This is a genomic window from Herbaspirillum rubrisubalbicans, from assembly GCF_003719195.1.
In the GTDB taxonomy this organism is placed as follows: domain Bacteria; phylum Pseudomonadota; class Gammaproteobacteria; order Burkholderiales; family Burkholderiaceae_D; genus Herbaspirillum; species Herbaspirillum rubrisubalbicans.
This window is the reverse complement of sequence record NZ_CP024996.1, coordinates 486,820-502,020: the sequence shown is the minus strand read 5'-3', so window position 1 is coordinate 502,020 and position 15,201 is coordinate 486,820. Positions and strand designations below refer to the sequence as shown.

The 15,201-nt window shown below is 62.0% G+C and carries 11 protein-coding genes; 6 read left to right on the top strand and 5 right to left on the bottom strand.

Annotated features, from left to right (window positions below; genetic code table 11):
• Positions 1-101 precede the first annotated feature (101 nt).
• The 4 genes from RC54_RS02235 to polA all read right to left on the bottom strand — a co-directional run bounded on the left by RC54_RS02235 (position 102) and on the right by polA (position 7,596).
• Positions 102-1,568, bottom strand: a complete 1,467-nt coding sequence (locus RC54_RS02235) for an IS1182 family transposase (RefSeq protein ID WP_244216356.1) — start codon at positions 1,566-1,568, stop codon at positions 102-104.
• A gap of 167 nt (positions 1,569-1,735) precedes the next feature.
• A complete protein-coding gene (locus tag RC54_RS02230; RefSeq protein ID WP_058894097.1) occupies positions 1,736-2,620 on the bottom strand; it encodes a dienelactone hydrolase family protein in 885 nt (294 codons plus the stop codon).
• A 211-nt stretch (positions 2,621-2,831) separates the two neighbouring features.
• A complete protein-coding gene (locus RC54_RS02220; RefSeq protein ID WP_061790614.1) occupies positions 2,832-4,529 on the bottom strand; it encodes a methyl-accepting chemotaxis protein in 1,698 nt (565 codons plus the stop codon).
• Between the two features lie 301 nt (positions 4,530-4,830).
• Complete coding sequence (polA, locus tag RC54_RS02215; protein WP_061790613.1) at positions 4,831-7,596, bottom strand: DNA polymerase I; 2,766 nt, start codon at positions 7,594-7,596, stop codon at positions 4,831-4,833.
• Between polA and RC54_RS02210 the strand changes: the two genes are divergently transcribed.
• The 6 genes from RC54_RS02210 (at position 7,597) to RC54_RS02185 (ending at position 13,702) form a co-directional block, all read left to right on the top strand.
• Complete coding sequence (locus RC54_RS02210) at positions 7,597-8,343, top strand: LOG family protein (RefSeq protein ID WP_061790612.1); 747 nt, start codon at positions 7,597-7,599, stop codon at positions 8,341-8,343.
• A 472-nt stretch (positions 8,344-8,815) separates the two neighbouring features.
• Positions 8,816-9,505 carry a hypothetical protein gene (locus RC54_RS02205; RefSeq protein WP_058894093.1) on the top strand — a complete coding sequence of 230 codons (690 nt, stop codon included), beginning with the start codon at positions 8,816-8,818 and terminating at the stop codon, positions 9,503-9,505.
• A gap of 142 nt (positions 9,506-9,647) precedes the next feature.
• Positions 9,648-10,085, top strand: coding sequence for a hypothetical protein (locus RC54_RS02200; protein ID WP_058894092.1), 438 nt, complete (start codon positions 9,648-9,650; stop codon positions 10,083-10,085).
• Between the two features lie 125 nt (positions 10,086-10,210).
• Entirely contained in the window at positions 10,211-11,164 is a 954-nt protein-coding gene (locus RC54_RS02195) for a homoserine kinase (RefSeq protein ID WP_058897460.1), read from the top strand.
• An 11-nt stretch (positions 11,165-11,175) separates the two neighbouring features.
• Entirely contained in the window at positions 11,176-11,985 is an 810-nt protein-coding gene (locus tag RC54_RS02190) for a BPSS1780 family membrane protein (RefSeq protein WP_061790611.1), read from the top strand.
• A 154-nt stretch (positions 11,986-12,139) separates the two neighbouring features.
• Entirely contained in the window at positions 12,140-13,702 is a 1,563-nt protein-coding gene (locus RC54_RS02185) for a methyl-accepting chemotaxis protein (protein ID WP_017454285.1), read from the top strand.
• A gap of 24 nt (positions 13,703-13,726) precedes the next feature.
• On the opposite strand, the gene xylB is transcribed toward RC54_RS02185, so the two are convergent.
• Complete coding sequence (gene xylB, locus RC54_RS02180; RefSeq protein WP_058894090.1) at positions 13,727-15,199, bottom strand: xylulokinase; 1,473 nt, start codon at positions 15,197-15,199, stop codon at positions 13,727-13,729.
• Positions 15,200-15,201: the final 2 nt, after the last annotated feature.

The following is a 15,201-nucleotide window of genomic DNA, read 5'->3' as shown; positions in this document are numbered from 1 at the left end:
AACCCATGTGTTCTTTCCGAGATTCAATGAAAAAGGGACGGAGAATTCCGTCCCTCAGGTTGATGACGAACCCCGTGTTTTCGAACACGGGGTTTTGTTTTTCAGGCGCAGGTAATTTGCAGATGGTCGATGGCGCAGAAGCCAAGCAAGGCGCGCATTTTTCGCTGTAGCCACTTTTGTACGCTGGCAGAGGCGCTCAAACCGTGTAAAAGCGCGCGCAAGCGCGCCACCAACAGGGCAATCTTCTTCATGTTCTGGGCCGCCGCCGCCAACAAGCACTGCTCGGCGACCTTGCGCAATCCCCGCATACGGGCATAACGATGTCCGTGCAATTGCTTGGCGTCGGCGAAGCTGCGTTCTACCGTTTCCTTGCGTCGGGCATAGATGCGCTTGCCCCATTCGGTACGACGCCGATCATCCACCTTCTCCTTGGAACGCTCCCACACATGGCGCGTCACCACCTTGACCGCATTGGCGCTATTGGTGCATTGCTCGCGTACCTTGCAGCCTCGGCATTGCTCAGGGTTGGATTTGTATTCCCGATACCCGAGTCGATTGGTCGTGCTGTAGCGCAAGGGTTGACCCTGCGGGCAGATGTATTCGTCACGGTAGGCATCGTACTCATACGCCCGTTTAAAGAATGTCCCCGGCTTGTGGTTGGGTGTGCGGTAGCCCATCACGCCGCTGATCTCGCGATTCTCCAGTCCCTGGCAGACGGCCGGTGTGAAGTAGCCCGCATCCAGGCCAACGGCCTGTACATCAAATCCGAACGTCTGGCGCTGACGATCCAGGCGTGCCAGATAAGGCTGACTGTCATGGACTGAGGCGGGCGTGACATGGGTATCGGTAATGATGGAATGCTTGGCATCGACGGTGCGGTGATCCAGGTAGAAGAAGCCCTTGGGCTTGTCGTCGCGCACCATGTAGCCGCTCTCGGGATCGGTGCGACTGACCTTGATCTCTTTGGTGGGCGGCTCATCATCGTCGTCACGCTTGAGCGGTTTCTTGCCATGCTCGGCACGGTCGATATCCACAGCGGCATCCAGTTCGGCCAGATAGGCCGAGGGGGTCTGGGTAACTTGAACGTAGTCGAACTTGTTCTTGTTGGCGTTGGCCTTGAGGTGGGTGCTGTCGCTGTAGAGCACACGGCCATCGACCATGCCGCGTCCAATGGCCTGGCGCACGATCTCGTCGAAGATCTCTTGATAGACGGTGGTATCAATGAAGCGGCGGCGCCGGTTCTGGGAGAAGGTGGATGAGTCCGGTACCTTGTCGGTCAGACGGAATCCGGCAAACCAGCGATAGGCCACATTGACCTGGACCTCGCGGATGAGCTGGCGCTCGCTGCGGATACCGAAGAGGTAACCGATGAACAAGAGCTTGAAGAGTACCACCGGGTCCAGTGCCGGGCGGCCATTGTCGGCGCAATACAGATGCGCCACCTTCTCTCGGATGAACTCGAAATCCACCGCCGCGTCGATCTTGCGCAGCAGGTGGTCCTTGGGCACGAGCATCTCGATGGTCACCATCTCTAACTCGTGCTGGGCGGCTGTCGGTTTTTTGAGCATGACCGATTAAACAACAAAGCCTTGGCTTTCGCCAAGGCTTTGTCATCAATCTGAAAGGGACGGAGAATTCCGTCCCTTTGCCTGCGCGCTGCACATCTTGGTGCGCCCTGCCTTGATCTGTATCAGAAGCGCACCAACAAGAAGCTCGCCGATTTATTGCATCAGCATCAGGCCACGCCATGCTGCTTGAAGAAGGCCACGACCTTGCTCCATGCATCCTTGGCGTCCGCCTCCACATAGCTGGGACGGTAGTCGGCGTTGAAGGCGTGACCCGAATTGGCGTACACGTGGAATTCGGATTTGTTGCCCGCCTTCTGCAGGGCTTCCTTCATCTGCTCCACGGTGGAAACCGGGATGCCCTGGTCCTTGCCGCCGTAGAGGCCGATGACCGGCGTCTTCAGTGTCGGCGCGATATCGATGGGCTGTTGCGGGAACAGCGCGGTCTTGTCGCCCACCAGGCGGCCATACCAGGCGGCTCCGGCCTTGACCTGCGGGTTGTGGGCGCTGTAGAGCCACACGATGCGGCCACCCCAGCAGAAACCATTGATACCCAGGCGCTTGATGTCGCCGCCGTTCTCGCCGGCCCATTTTACGTAGGCATCGATGTCGCCCATGACCTGCGCATCGGGCACCTTGGAAATGATTTCCTTCTGCAGCTCGGCAATGGAGGTGTAGGCCATGGGATTGCCCTGGCGCACGAAGAAGTCCGGCGCGATGGCCAGGTAGCCGAGCTTGGCAAAGCGGCGCGCGATATCGGCGATGTGCTCATGCACGCCGAAGATCTCGGAGACCACGATGATGACCGGCAGGCCGGTCTTGCCCTCGGGCTGGGCGCGATAGGCCGGCACGCGCTGGCCGTTGACCTCGATGGATACCTCGCCTGCGGTCAGGCCCTGGGTATCGGTCTTGATCATGGTCTGCGCGCACACCGGCAGCACGGCGGCGGCAAAGCCGGTACCCAGGGCGGTCTTGAGGAAGGTGCGGCGATCAGCGTTGCCGGACAGGTTGCTCTGGCCCAGCAGGCTGTTGAAATCATTGCGAAGGTCGTTCATCGGGTTCTCCATCTTGGTGGCACTTGGCCTCGTTGTGGTGGAAGTGATGGTGATGCGGGGGAGCGCCAACATGAAAAAGCGGTCCTTGCAGACCGCTTTCATGGCACCGGACAAGCTGGCATTTTTCGCACTCCGGCTTCATCCCCTGCCGGAGTCTAACCACAATCGGCAGAACGTGTTGAGCGCGGCTTGACCAGGTTTTGACCCTGCTTCATCCCTGCACCGCCAGTGCCGCATTGGCGCCCGGCAGCTCCGGCGCACCGGGCGTGACGTCGACGACGCGCTCAGCCGAAGCCGGTTGTGCATAAGATGCAGAAGTGGACGAAGTCACGCGCGCCTGTGCCGCATCGATGCGGAACACGCTCACCAGTTGCTGCAATCCGGCCGCCTGCTCCTGCAGCTGGCGGGCCGCGGCCGCTGCCTGTTCGACCAGGGCGGCGTTCTGCTGGGTCATGTCGTCGATCTGGATGATGGCCTCGTTGACCTGTTCGATGCCGCTGCTCTGCTCGCGGTTGGCGTGGGTGATCTCGGTCATCACGTCGGTGACGCGGCGGATGCTGGTGACGATCTCGGTCATGGTGCTGCCGGCTTGCTCGACCAGCTTGCTGCCGTTTTCGACCTTGCCTACCGAGTCGCCGATGAGCACCTTGATTTCCTTGGCGGCCGAGGCCGAGCGCTGCGCCAGCGAACGCACTTCGGACGCCACCACCGCAAAGCCGCGTCCCTGCTCGCCGGCACGCGCCGCTTCCACCGCCGCATTGAGCGCGAGGATATTGGTCTGGAAGGCGATGCCATCGATCACGCTGACGATATCGGCCACCTTCTGCGAGGAGGCATTGATGGACTCCATGGTCGCCACCACCTGCGAGACGATGCTGCCGCCCTGCACCGCCACGTCCGACGCCGCCAGCGCCAGGTCGTTGGCCTGGTGGGCGTTTTCGGCATTCTGCTTGACGGTGGAATTCAATTGCTCCATCGAGGAGGCGGTTTCTTCCAGCGCGCCGGCCTGCTGCTCGGTGCGGGCCGACAGATCGAGGTTACCGCGCGCGATTTCGCTGGAGGCGGTAGTGATGGTGTCCGAACCACGCCGCACTTCAGAGACGATGGCGGCCAGCTTGTCGCGCATGACGCGCATGGCGGCCATCAGGCTATCGTTGTCGCCGGCCCGGGTATCGATCACCACGGCCAGGTCGCCCTCGGCAATCTGGCCGGCGATCTGCACCGCGTAATCGGGTTCGCCACCCAACTTGCGCAAGATCTGGCGCGTAATCAGAATCGCCGCCAGGACCGCCGTAACCACCCCGATGGCGCTGATGAGCAGCATCAGCAGGCGCGCCCGGCCATAGGCGGCGGCGCTGCTTTCGGCGGCTTCCAGGTTGAGCTTGTCTTCCAGCGCGGCCAGGGCTTTCAACTCCACCTGCCAGGCCTTCTGCACCGGCAGGTATTGCTCCTTCAGGAATTGCGCCAGTTCATAGGCCTCGCGACGCTTGCCGAATTCCACCGCTTCGCTGATGAGCTTTTCCGCCGTGGCGGCCCGGTCCTGGATCTTGGGCAAGGCCGCCTTTTCTTCTTCACTGGTGTCAGCCGACTCACTGAAGAGCTGCTGCAGCTTTTGCGCCGACATCCGGTATTTGAGGGTCTGGGCTTCGATGTATTGCGCCTCGATATCGACGTCTTCGGGCGCGGCCGGCAGCATCAGGTTACGCAGCGAGATGGAGCGCTCGCCGACCGTCTCCAGCATGTCCTTGACCAGGGCGCTCTCGGGATTCTTGACCTCGACCACGTGCTTGAAGCGCCCCTGTACCTGGTGCATGTTGAAGATACCGAAGCCGGTCACCAGCACCAGCAGCAAGACCACCCACGCAAACCCGAGCCCCAGGCGGGTGCCCACTTTCATTGCTGACTTCATCGCGTCTCCTCCCAAGTAGTCATCGGAGGCGGGGGCAAGCAGGGACATGAGCGGCGCCACGGCGCACATCGGTGTGCCATGACATAGTGCGGATAATGCGTGTCCCCTACGGCTTGCCCCGGCCTCGGTTACCCGAACCAGGTCTTGTCCCTGTTGTGGCGTCATCCCGTCTTGGTCTGTCTGCGGTTGCGACGCCGGTATGCTTTTTATCGTTCTGTAAGTACGTTGTAGCTTGCATTATTGTTCAGCTCCCTGCAAGGAGCACGGCGCAATGCCGCGTCCCATGGCAGGGTGGTGAAGATTAATGCGCTTGGTCCCAATTCTTACCGATTCCGACCTCGGCAAGCAAGGGAACTTTCAGTTCCGCAACATTTTTCATCAATTCAGGCAGCTTTTCACGCACCAGGTCCAGCTCCTGTTGTGGAACTTCCAACACCAGTTCATCGTGCACCTGCATGATCATGCGCGTCTGCAGACCGGCCTGTTCCAGCCAGCCCTGCACGGCGATCATGGCCAGCTTGATCAGATCGGCGGCGGTGCCCTGCATCGGTGCATTGATCGCGGCCCGTTCGGCGCCCTGGCGACGTGGGCCATTGGGTGAATTGATCTCGGGCAGCCACAGGCGACGGCCGAACACGGTTTCCACGTAGCCGCGCGCCTTGGCCTGCATCCGGGTTTCATCCATGTAGCGCTTCACGCCCGAGAAGCGCATGAAGTACTTGTCGATATACATCTGCGCGGCCGCGCGTTCGATGCCCAGGTTGCCGGCCAGGCCAAAGGCGCTCATGCCATAGATCAGGCCGAAGTTGATGACCTTGGCATAGCGACGCTGCTCGGACTCGACCTGCTCGGGCGCGATGCCGAAGATCTCGGCAGCGGTGGCCTTGTGGATGTCTTCGTTGTTGGCGAAGGCCTTCAACATGTTTTCGTCTTCCGAGATGTGCGCCATGATGCGCAATTCGATCTGCGAATAGTCGGCCGAGACGATCACGCTGCCTTCGGGTGCGACGAAGGCTTCGCGGATGCGACGACCCTCGGCGGTGCGAATGGGGATGTTCTGCAGGTTGGGATCATTGGAAGCCAGCCGGCCGGTGACCGCCACCGCCTGTGCATAGTTGGTATGCACGCGGCCGGTGGCCGGGTTGATCATCTTGGGCAGCTTGTCGGTATAGGTGGACTTGAGCTTGGACAGGCCGCGATAGTCCAGCAGCACCTTGGGCAGCGGGTAATCCTCGGCCAGTTTCTGCAGCACTTCTTCATCGGTAGACGGCGCGCCCGAGGCGGTCTTCTTGACCACCGGCAGCTCCAGTTTGCCAAACAATATCTCACCCAACTGCTTGGGCGAATTCAGGTTGAAGGGCTGGCCGGCCAGGTCATAGGCTTGCTGTTCGATCTCCAGCATTCGTTTGCCCAGGTCGTGCGATTGCTGGCCCAGGCGTTCACTGTCGATGAGCACGCCGTTGCGCTCGATCTTTTGCAGCACCACCGAGGTCGGCACTTCGATCTTCTCGTAGATGAAGCGCAGCTTGTCGTCATGCTCGATCTGCGGCCACATGGCGTGGTGCAGGGCCAGCGTGACTTCCGCATCTTCAGCGGCGTATTCGGTGGCGCGCTCGATGGGCACTTCATTGAAACCGATCTGGGAGGCGCCCTTGCCGCAGACTTCGGCATAGGTGATGGTCTTGCGCTCCAGATGGCGCGCGGCCAGGCTGTCCATGTCATGCGGACGGTGCGATTCAAACACGTAGGATTCCAGCAGCGTATCGTGCTTCACCCCGGCCAGCCGCACGCCATAGTTGGCGAAGATGTGGCTGTCGTATTTCAGGTGCTGGCCGAGCTTGGGCTTGCTGGCGTCTTCCAGCCAGGGCTTGAGCTTGTCCAGCACGTGCGCGCGCGACAATTGCGCCGGTGCGTCCTGGTAGTTGTGCGCCACCGGGATATAGGCCGCACGGCCCGGTTCGCAGCATAGCGAGATACCGACCAGCTCGGCCTGCATCGCTTCCAGCGAGGTGGTCTCGGTATCGACCGCGGTGAGTTCAGCAGCGTTGATGGCAGCAATCCACTGGTCCAGTTGCGCATCGGTGAGCACGGTCTCGTACTCGACCTTGGGCGCGGCGGCAAAGAGGCCGCCTTGGGCCGGGGTTTCCAGCGCGGCGGCGGCCGCTGCGCCCACCATGGGAGCCTTGGCGCCTGCGGCGGCGTCTGCGCCTTCGCTCAACTCACGCAGCCAGGTGCGGAAGTTGTAGCGGGTGAAGAGTTCCTTGAGCACTTCCTTATCCTGCGGCTGCATGGTCAGCGATTCGAGGATGGACTTCATGTGCTCAGACAGATCGCAATCGGTCTTGACCGTCACCAGCACGCGGCCTTGCGGCAACCAGTCCAGCGCACGGCGCAAGTTCTCGCCGACCACGCCAGTGATCTTGTCGGCATTGGCCATGACGCCATCGAGCGAGCCATAGGCGGTGAGCCACTTCACGGCGGTCTTGGGGCCGCACTTTTCCACGCCGGGCACGTTGTCCACGGTGTCGCCGATCAAACTCAGGTAATCAACGATGCGCTCGGGCGGCACGCCGAATTTTGCGGTCACGCCGGCAATGTCGAGAACTTCATTGCTCATGGTGTTGACCAAGGTAACGTGTTCGTTGACCAGTTGCGCCATGTCCTTGTCGCCGGTAGAGACGATGGTGTCCAGGCCCGCGCTGGTGGCTTGTACCGAGAGCGTACCGATGACGTCATCGGCTTCGATGCCCTCGACCATCAGGATCGGCCAGCCCAGCGCGCGCACGGCGGCATGGATGGGCTCGATCTGCAATGCCAGGTCTTCCGGCATGGATTTGCGGGTGGCCTTGTAGTCGGGATAGAGATCATCACGAAAAGTCTTGCCCTTGGCATCGAACACACAGGCCACGTAACTTGCGGGATAATCGTTGCGCAGTCGGCGCAGCATATTGATGATGCCGTACAACGCACCGGTGGGCGCGCCTTCCGCGTTACGCATATCGGGCAGTGCATGGAAGGCCCGATAGAGGTAACTGGAACCATCAACTAACAACAAGGTTTTTTGCATATGGAACAGAGAGGAAAAAATGTCCCGCGTCTGCGGGAGGTGGGGGACATCGAACGCGCGACGGCCAAGAAGGCGCGCGAGTCGTGGCATGTACTCACGATTATGGCAGAATTCATCGAATCGACCGAACGTCTCTCTGAGCTGCGTCCTGCCGTTTCCATCTTCGGTTCTGCCCGGATCAAGCCCGACACCCCCCATTATCAACTGTGCGTGGAGATCGCCCGCCTGATCTCCGACGCTGGCTACGCCGTCATCTCCGGTGGCGGCCCTGGCATCATGGAAGCGGCCAACAAGGGCGCCTACGAAGGCGCATCCCCTTCGGTGGGCCTGAACATCGAACTGCCGCACGAACAGCATGGCAATGCCTGGCAGGACATCTCGCTGTCGTTCCGTCATTTCTTCGCGCGCAAGGTGGCGTTCGTGAAATACGCGGATGCCTACGTGGTGCTGCCGGGCGGCTTCGGCACGCTCGATGAGCTGACCGAAGCGCTGACCCTCATGCAGACGGGCAAGTCGCGCATGATGCCGGTGATCCTGGTGGGCAGCCAGTTCTGGGCCGGCCTGGTGGACTGGATCAAGACCCGCCTGGTGGACGACGGCATGATCTCGCCCAAGGACGTGAACCTGCTGCAGGTGATCGATGAACCTGCGGAAGTGCTGGCGGCGATCCAGAAATTCCACGCCGAGAAGGCCAAGCCGGCAGATACCCAGCAGGAGGCGGAACGGCAAAGCGGGATGTATCTGTAAGCTGCTGCGCTTGGGCAGGACGCTGGCGAGGGCGGGACGTGAAAGCGTTCCGCCCTTGTTGTTTTGGATGCCCTATCTGCAAAAACTGTGATGACTACCCGCAAAAGCTCAACGGCGACCTCAACCAATTCAAGAACCAGCGCTATCGAATCGAGATTTGCGGCGCAGGTCCGAATGATTGAGGCAATCATGACCCGATCAGGCTGCGAGTCTTCGACACCGATGGCATCAGCCATTCGATCTCAGTAGCGAAGGCCCTATCAAGACCTTACATATGCCACCAAGCTTGCTTGATTGGCTGAGGGCTAGAATCCCGCTACTGGATTGACTGACTTAAAGTGCCTTCCCCAACTGCCAGCGGTAAGTGTAAAAAAGTTCACTTCCCTCACCAACGTACGATTTGAAATAAGCGCGCACAACTTCATCATGCGATGCAATTACATGAAGCATTCATCGCATCCCTTGCGTCGCCATGCCAGTCTCCCGCGCCTATTTCACGCAACTCCTTCTGGGTACGCTCTACGCCGTGCTGTTCCTGAGCCTGGTTCCGCTGGTGCTGGCAGCAGCCATGCTGGTGCTGTCGTACGCTTGGCTTTCTGAATGGAGCATGGCGCATTGGAAAGCGGCGCTGCACGAGCATCGCGCAGCCATCTACTGGGTCACGGCGGCCATCATGGGGGGCGCGTTGGGGCTGTTCTATCACGCCCTCGACCGCATCATCGCCTTGGCCAAGCCGTCCTGGCAGGCGGCCTATCAGACCATGACCGTGCTCTATATGCTGCTGATGAGCTATGGCCTGGCCATCCTGCTGGTGTCGGCCTTGACGCCGAGCTACCACCAGTGCGACATGTACACCCGCCAGCTCAATGGAGGCGAGCGCCAATACCGCGGTCAACAGTTCCACATCGAACTGTGCGGCGCCGGCAGCGATGCCAGCCGCCACGAGCAGATCCGCCTGCGCATCTACGATGAACACGGCCGCTGGCGCGCCGTGCGCTACTTCACCATCCGCTGGGCCAGCGATTTCCCGCTGATGCTGGAGTACTCGGCCGACCACTTCAGCTATTTCGACGCCGGCGAGCAGGATGATTTTGCCAGAGTGATGCCCATGCCTCCGCCGCTGGGCGACTGGCTTATCACCCACATCCCCTTGCTGCGCTAGGACCAGTCGGACAATGGATACGGAAGTGAATACGCAGACAATGTTGTCACAATCGCCATTCCCATGAAGAAACGCAGGGGGCAGATGTCGATGGTTTGCTACAATGAAGAAAACGACACTATCCTCATTCCTGCATAACATCATGAAACCATCCAACGTCTGGTTCCAACAGTCCCTCGCAGCGGCGCTGCTGTGTGTCTCGGCCGGTCTGGCCGCTCCGCTGGCCGTGGCCCAACCCGCCCCGCCCGGGCTGGCTGCCCAGCCTGCCCCGCCGCCGCCGGAACTGGAAAAGCTGGAAGAAGGCGAACCGCCGGCCGTGACCATCCGCAAGCCTGGCGAAGACGGTCGTAACCAGGGCAACAGCATCAAGGAACGCCGCGACCACGGCCAGACCAAGGAAATCGAAGTCAAGTCCGGCCCCAGCACCTACTACATCCGCCCCAACCCGCAACTGGGTGGTTCCACCCCGGGCGACGCCCAAAGCCCGCCACCGAGCTCGGCGCAGTGGAAGGTCGGTGAATTCGACTGGGGCGTGAAAAAGCCGCAGGAAGGTGATACCGATAACACTCCCAAGAAGTAAATTTCTGTCATCGCCCGGCGCGGCCGGTCCAGGAACAGGCAGGGTGGCCGCGTGCCCCCGGCCTGGCGCTGCGGTCGAAGCGACCCGTAGCGCGCATCAGCAAGCTTCACCTTTTCATTTTCGTCATGGCAGTCTTTACACCGGTCAGTCTGGAACAACTCTCGGACTGGATTGAACAATTCCCGCTCGGCCGCGCCACCTCGATCAAGGGCATCTCCTCGGGCATCGAAAACAGCAACTTCTTCATCGATACCGAACGCGGTGAATACGTGCTGACCCTGTTCGAAAAGCTTCATATCGAACAATTGCCGTTCTACCTGGAACTGATGCGCCACCTGGCGCAGCGCGGCATCCCGGTGCCCGAACCGGTAGCCAATGACAAAGGCGCCATCGTCAATCTCTTGAACGACAAGCCGGCGGCCATCGTCAGCAAGCTGGAAGGCCAGTCCCAGCTCGATCCGCAACCGGTGCACTGCGCCGCGCTGGGCGACATGCTGGCGCGGATGCACCTGGCCGGCAAGGATTTCAAGATCCTGCAACCCAACCTGCGCGGCCTGGCCTGGTGGCTGGAAACCACGCCGGCCGTGCTGCCCTTCCTGCCGCCGGAACTGGGCCGCTTGCTGGCCGACGAAGTGCAATATCAGAAGGACTTCGCGGCCACCAGCGACTACCGCGCCCTGCCGCGCGGCCCGGTGCACGCCGACCTGTTCCGCAACAATGCGATGTTCGTGGGCGAGCAGCTCTCGGGGATCTTCGATTTCTATTTCGCCGGCGTCGATACCTGGCTCTTCGACCTGGCCGTGACCGTCAACGACTGGTGCGTGGAACTGGACACTGGCGTACTCGACACCAGCCGCAGCCAGGCCATGCTGGAAGCCTACCGCGCCGTGCGACCGTTCTCGGACGCCGAACGCGTGGCCTGGCAGCCCATGCTGCGCGCCGCCGCATTGCGCTTCTGGCTCTCGCGCCTGTACGACTTCTATCTGCCGCGTGAGGCCGAAATGCTCACACCGCACGATCCCACGCATTTTGAACGCATCCTGCGCCTGCGCATCAACCAAGCGCCGCCGGCACTGTAACCACTGGAGCTATGGAAAAGATCCCCGCACTTACCGGCTGGTCCTGGGTCAAGCAAGGCTTCACGCTGTTTCGCAAGCAGCCGGCCGAAATCTCGACGCTGTTCCTGGCCTACATGTTCCTGATGCTGATCCTGGGCATCATCCCGGTACTCGGCCAGATGCTGCCACTGATTCTGATTCCGCTGTTTTCGATGTCGTTCATGCAAGCCTGCGCGCAGATCGAAAAGGGCGAACGGGTCTACCCCAACCTGCTGCTGATCGCCTTCCGCAGCCCGGCCCGCAACACCTTGTTGAAGCTGGGCCTGCTGTACCTGCTGGCGGCCACGCTGGTGGTGGCGGCCTCGGCACTGGCCGATGGCGGCACCTTCTGGAAGGCCATGATGGGCGGCGGCCTATCGACCCAGGAACTGGAAAGCGCTGCCGGCAGTATGCGCATCGCCATGCTGGTGGCCGCAGCGCTCTACGTCCCCGCAGCGATGGCCTTCTGGTATGCGGCGCCGCTGATCATGTGGCAGCAGATGTCGCTGGGTAAGGCGCTGTTCTACAGCTTCTTCACCGTGCGCCGCGCCGGTGGCGCCTTCCTGGTCTATGGCCTGGCCTGGATCGTGATTGCCATCGTGGTGCCCACCGTGATCAGCATGGTCATCACGCTGGCCACTGGCAGTTTCACGGCAGTGTTCTTGATCCTGTTGCCCATATCGATAATGTTGACGGTGGTTATGTACTGTTCGTTCTATCCGACTTACACTACCATCTTCGGAAAGCCCCGCAGAGGGCCCGACAGCCCGCCACTCGGAGACAATCCAAGGTCTGACGCCTGATATCGTTCAGGCAAGACCTGCGCCAGGCTGTCGCTGCCTGGCGCGCACGGCTTGAACAGTTCGAACCGAGAAGACGAACGCTGCGCACCGCAACGCCCGCCCCCCTGCCGGACTTTCCAGGACAACCAGGCTATTTTCACGGGGGTACAAAGATATGCGCATGAACATGCCGGTCACGGGCCAGGAGCGCTTGCTCATCGATGGCAAGGCCATCGTTTCCAAGACCGATCTCAAGGGCAATATCACCTACGTCAATCCCTACTTCATCGAGATCAGTGGTTTCGAAGAAGAGGAATTGCTGGGCGCGCCGCAAAACCTGATCCGCCATCCCGACATGCCGGCCGAGGCCTTCGGCGACATGTGGGCCACCATCAAGGCGGGCCTGCCCTGGACCGGGCTGGTCAAGAACCGCAGCAAGAACGGCGACCACTACTGGGTGCGCGCCAACGTCACGCCGATCCGCGAAAGCGGCCAGGTGGTCGGCTACATGTCGGTGCGTACCAAGCCCGAGCGCGCGGCGGTGGAGGCGGCCGAAAAACTCTACGCCAGCATCCGCCGCGGTCAGGCCAAGGGCATCGCCCTGCATCGCGGCGAAGTGGTGCGTACCGGCGTGGCCGGCTGGCTGGGCAAGCTGTCGCGGATGCAGTTGAATACCCGGCTCAATCTGTCCATGGGCGTGATGCTGGCCATCCAGATCGCGGTGGTCGTGGCCGGCATGGTCACGCTGCACCAATGGTGGATCAGTGCGTTGGCGGCGGTATCGGCGCTCATTTCCATCGTCCAGTGGATCGCCCTGCGCGCTGCGCTCATCAAGCCCCTGCACCAGGCGCTGGACATCACGCACGCCATCACCGGCGGCGATCTGTCGGTACGCATCGAGAGCGGCCGCCATGATGAACTGGGACGCCTGCTGGCCTCGCTGCGGCAGATGAACGTGAACCTGACCGCCATCATCGGCGACGTGCGCTCCAACGTCGAAACCATCACCCTGGCCACGCGCGAGATCGCCAGCGGCAACCTGGACCTGTCGCGCCGCACCGAAGCGCAGGCCGCCAATCTGGAAGAGACCGCGTCGAGTATGCACCAGCTCGCCTCCACCGTGCGCCAGAACGCCGATCACGCGGTGCAGGCCAATGACCTCGCCGGCACCGCCTCCTCCATCGCCATGCGTGGCGGTGACGCCGTGGCCAGCACCGGCACCACGATGAACGAGATCAGCCAATCGTCCAACAAGATCGTGGACATCATCAGCCTGATCGACAGCATCGCCTTCCAGACCAACATCCTGGCATTGAACGCCGCCGTGGAAGCGGCGCGTGCGGGTGAACAAGGCCGCGGCTTTGCGGTGGTGGCCTCGGAAGTGCGTTCGCTGGCCCAGCGCTCGGCGGCAGCGGCCAAGGAGATCAAACTGCTGATCGATGATTCGGTAGCCAAGGTCGAAGTCGGCAACCGTCAGGTCGAGCAAGCCACCCGCACCATGCGCGACATCGTCGAATCGGTACAGCGCGTCTCGGGCATCATGGGCGAGATCAAGGAAGCCACCCAGCAGCAAAGCGCCGGCATCAACCAGGTCCATGAAGCCATCACCCAGATGGATGCCAGCACCCAGCAGAATGCCTCGCTGGTAGAAGAGGCCGCAGGCGCGGCGGGCAGCCTGCAGGAACAGACGGTGCGCTTGCTGCAGGCGATTTCGGTGTTCAAGTTCAACCGCAGGTAAGCGCGCCCGGCTGAACTTCAAGCTTCAGCTTTCCTCGCCATGCAAGGGAGCGAAAGGCGCATAGATGTCGCGATAGCGCTGCAAGCGCACCTGCAGGGCCGCATGGCGCGTCGGGTCCGGCTGGTACTGCGCCTGCCGGGCCGGCTTGCGACATACCTGCGCCTCATCGCCCCCAGCGGCCAGCCAGGCCAGACGCGCCGCGCCGAGTGCGCCGCCAGCTTCGCTGCCCACGTGGGTCACAATGCGCACGGCCAGCGCATCGGCCAGCAACTGTGCCCAATAAGCGCTGCGCGCACCACCCCCTACGAGCGACAATTCGGCCACATCGGTGCCGGCTGCGCGCAAGGCGTCCAGGCCATCGACCATGCCGAAGGCCACGCCTTCGAGCACCGCATAACCGAGCGCGGCACGCTGGTGTTCCGGGGTCAGGCCATGGAACACGCCGGTGGCATAAGGATCATTGTGCGGCGTGCGCTCGCCGGACAGGTAAGGCAGGAACAGCGGTGCATTGCTGCGCGCTTCGTGGTCGAGCTCGGCGATCTCGGCCAGCAGGCTCTTTTCATCCACCGAACACAGGCGACAGAACCAGCGCAGGCAACTGGCCGCCGACAGCATCACGCTCATCTGGTGCCAACGCTGCGGCAAGGTGTGACAGAACGCGTGGATCGCACGCCCAGGATTGGGACGGAAGCGGTCATTGACCACGAACAGCACGCCCGACGTGCCCAAAGACAGAAAGCCATCGCCCGGATTGACCGCCCCGATGCCGACCGCGCTGGCCGCACCGTCGCCCGCACCACCGGCCACGATCACGTTCTCCCCCAGCCCCCAGGCCCGGGCCACGTCCGGCAACAGGGTACCCGACACCGCACTGCCATCGACCAGCGCCGGCATCTGCTCGCGCCGCATCCCTGAAGCCGCCAGCAATTCATCGGACCAGTTGCGCCCTTCCACATCCAGCCACAAGGTACCGGCGGCATCGGACGGATCGGAGACCTTGCGGCCGGTCATCTTCAGGCGCAACCAATCCTTGGGCAGCAACACGGTCGCGATGCGGGCAAACAGCTGCGGCTCATGGCGCGCCACCCACAGCAGCTTGGGCGCAGTGAAGCCCGGCATGGCCAGGTTGCCGGCGATGCCATGCAGGCGCGGGGCGCGTCGGTCCAGTTCGGCGCATTCGGGGGCGCTGCGCGAATCGCTCCAGAGAATGGCCGGGCGCAGGACTTCATCGTCTTCATCCAGCAGCACCGCCCCATGCATCTGGCCCGACAGGCCGATGGCGCGGATGCCGGCGAAGCGCTCGCGGCCGAGCTGGGTGCGCAGCTTGTCCACGGTATCGCAGGTGGCCTGCCACCAGTCGGCCGGGGCCTGCTCGGACCAGCGCGGATGGGCGCGCGTGACGTTGAGCGTGCTGCCGGCCAGTGCCAGCAAGTCGCCCTGGTCGTCGATGACCACCGCCTTGACCTCCGACGTACCCAGGTCTATCCCAAGATACATGG

Bases quoted from the DNA above. Each gene is read 5' to 3' on its own strand.
- RC54_RS02235 (WP_244216356.1), bottom strand. From the start codon at position 1,568: ATGCTCAAAAAACCGACAGCCGCCCAGCACGAGTTAGAGATGGTGACC.
- RC54_RS02230 (WP_058894097.1), bottom strand. From the start codon at position 2,620: ATGAACGACCTTCGCAATGATTTCAACAGCCTGCTGGGCCAGAGCAAC.
- RC54_RS02220 (WP_061790614.1), bottom strand. From the start codon at position 4,529: ATGAAGTCAGCAATGAAAGTGGGCACCCGCCTGGGGCTCGGGTTTGCG.
- polA (WP_061790613.1), bottom strand. From the start codon at position 7,596: ATGCAAAAAACCTTGTTGTTAGTTGATGGTTCCAGTTACCTCTATCGG.
- RC54_RS02210 (WP_061790612.1), top strand. From the start codon at position 7,597: ATGGAACAGAGAGGAAAAAATGTCCCGCGTCTGCGGGAGGTGGGGGAC.
- RC54_RS02205 (WP_058894093.1), top strand. From the start codon at position 8,816: ATGCCAGTCTCCCGCGCCTATTTCACGCAACTCCTTCTGGGTACGCTC.
- RC54_RS02200 (WP_058894092.1), top strand. From the start codon at position 9,648: ATGAAACCATCCAACGTCTGGTTCCAACAGTCCCTCGCAGCGGCGCTG.
- RC54_RS02195 (WP_058897460.1), top strand. From the start codon at position 10,211: ATGGCAGTCTTTACACCGGTCAGTCTGGAACAACTCTCGGACTGGATT.
- RC54_RS02190 (WP_061790611.1), top strand. From the start codon at position 11,176: ATGGAAAAGATCCCCGCACTTACCGGCTGGTCCTGGGTCAAGCAAGGC.
- RC54_RS02185 (WP_017454285.1), top strand. From the start codon at position 12,140: ATGCGCATGAACATGCCGGTCACGGGCCAGGAGCGCTTGCTCATCGAT.
- xylB (WP_058894090.1), bottom strand. From the start codon at position 15,199: ATGTATCTTGGGATAGACCTGGGTACGTCGGAGGTCAAGGCGGTGGTC.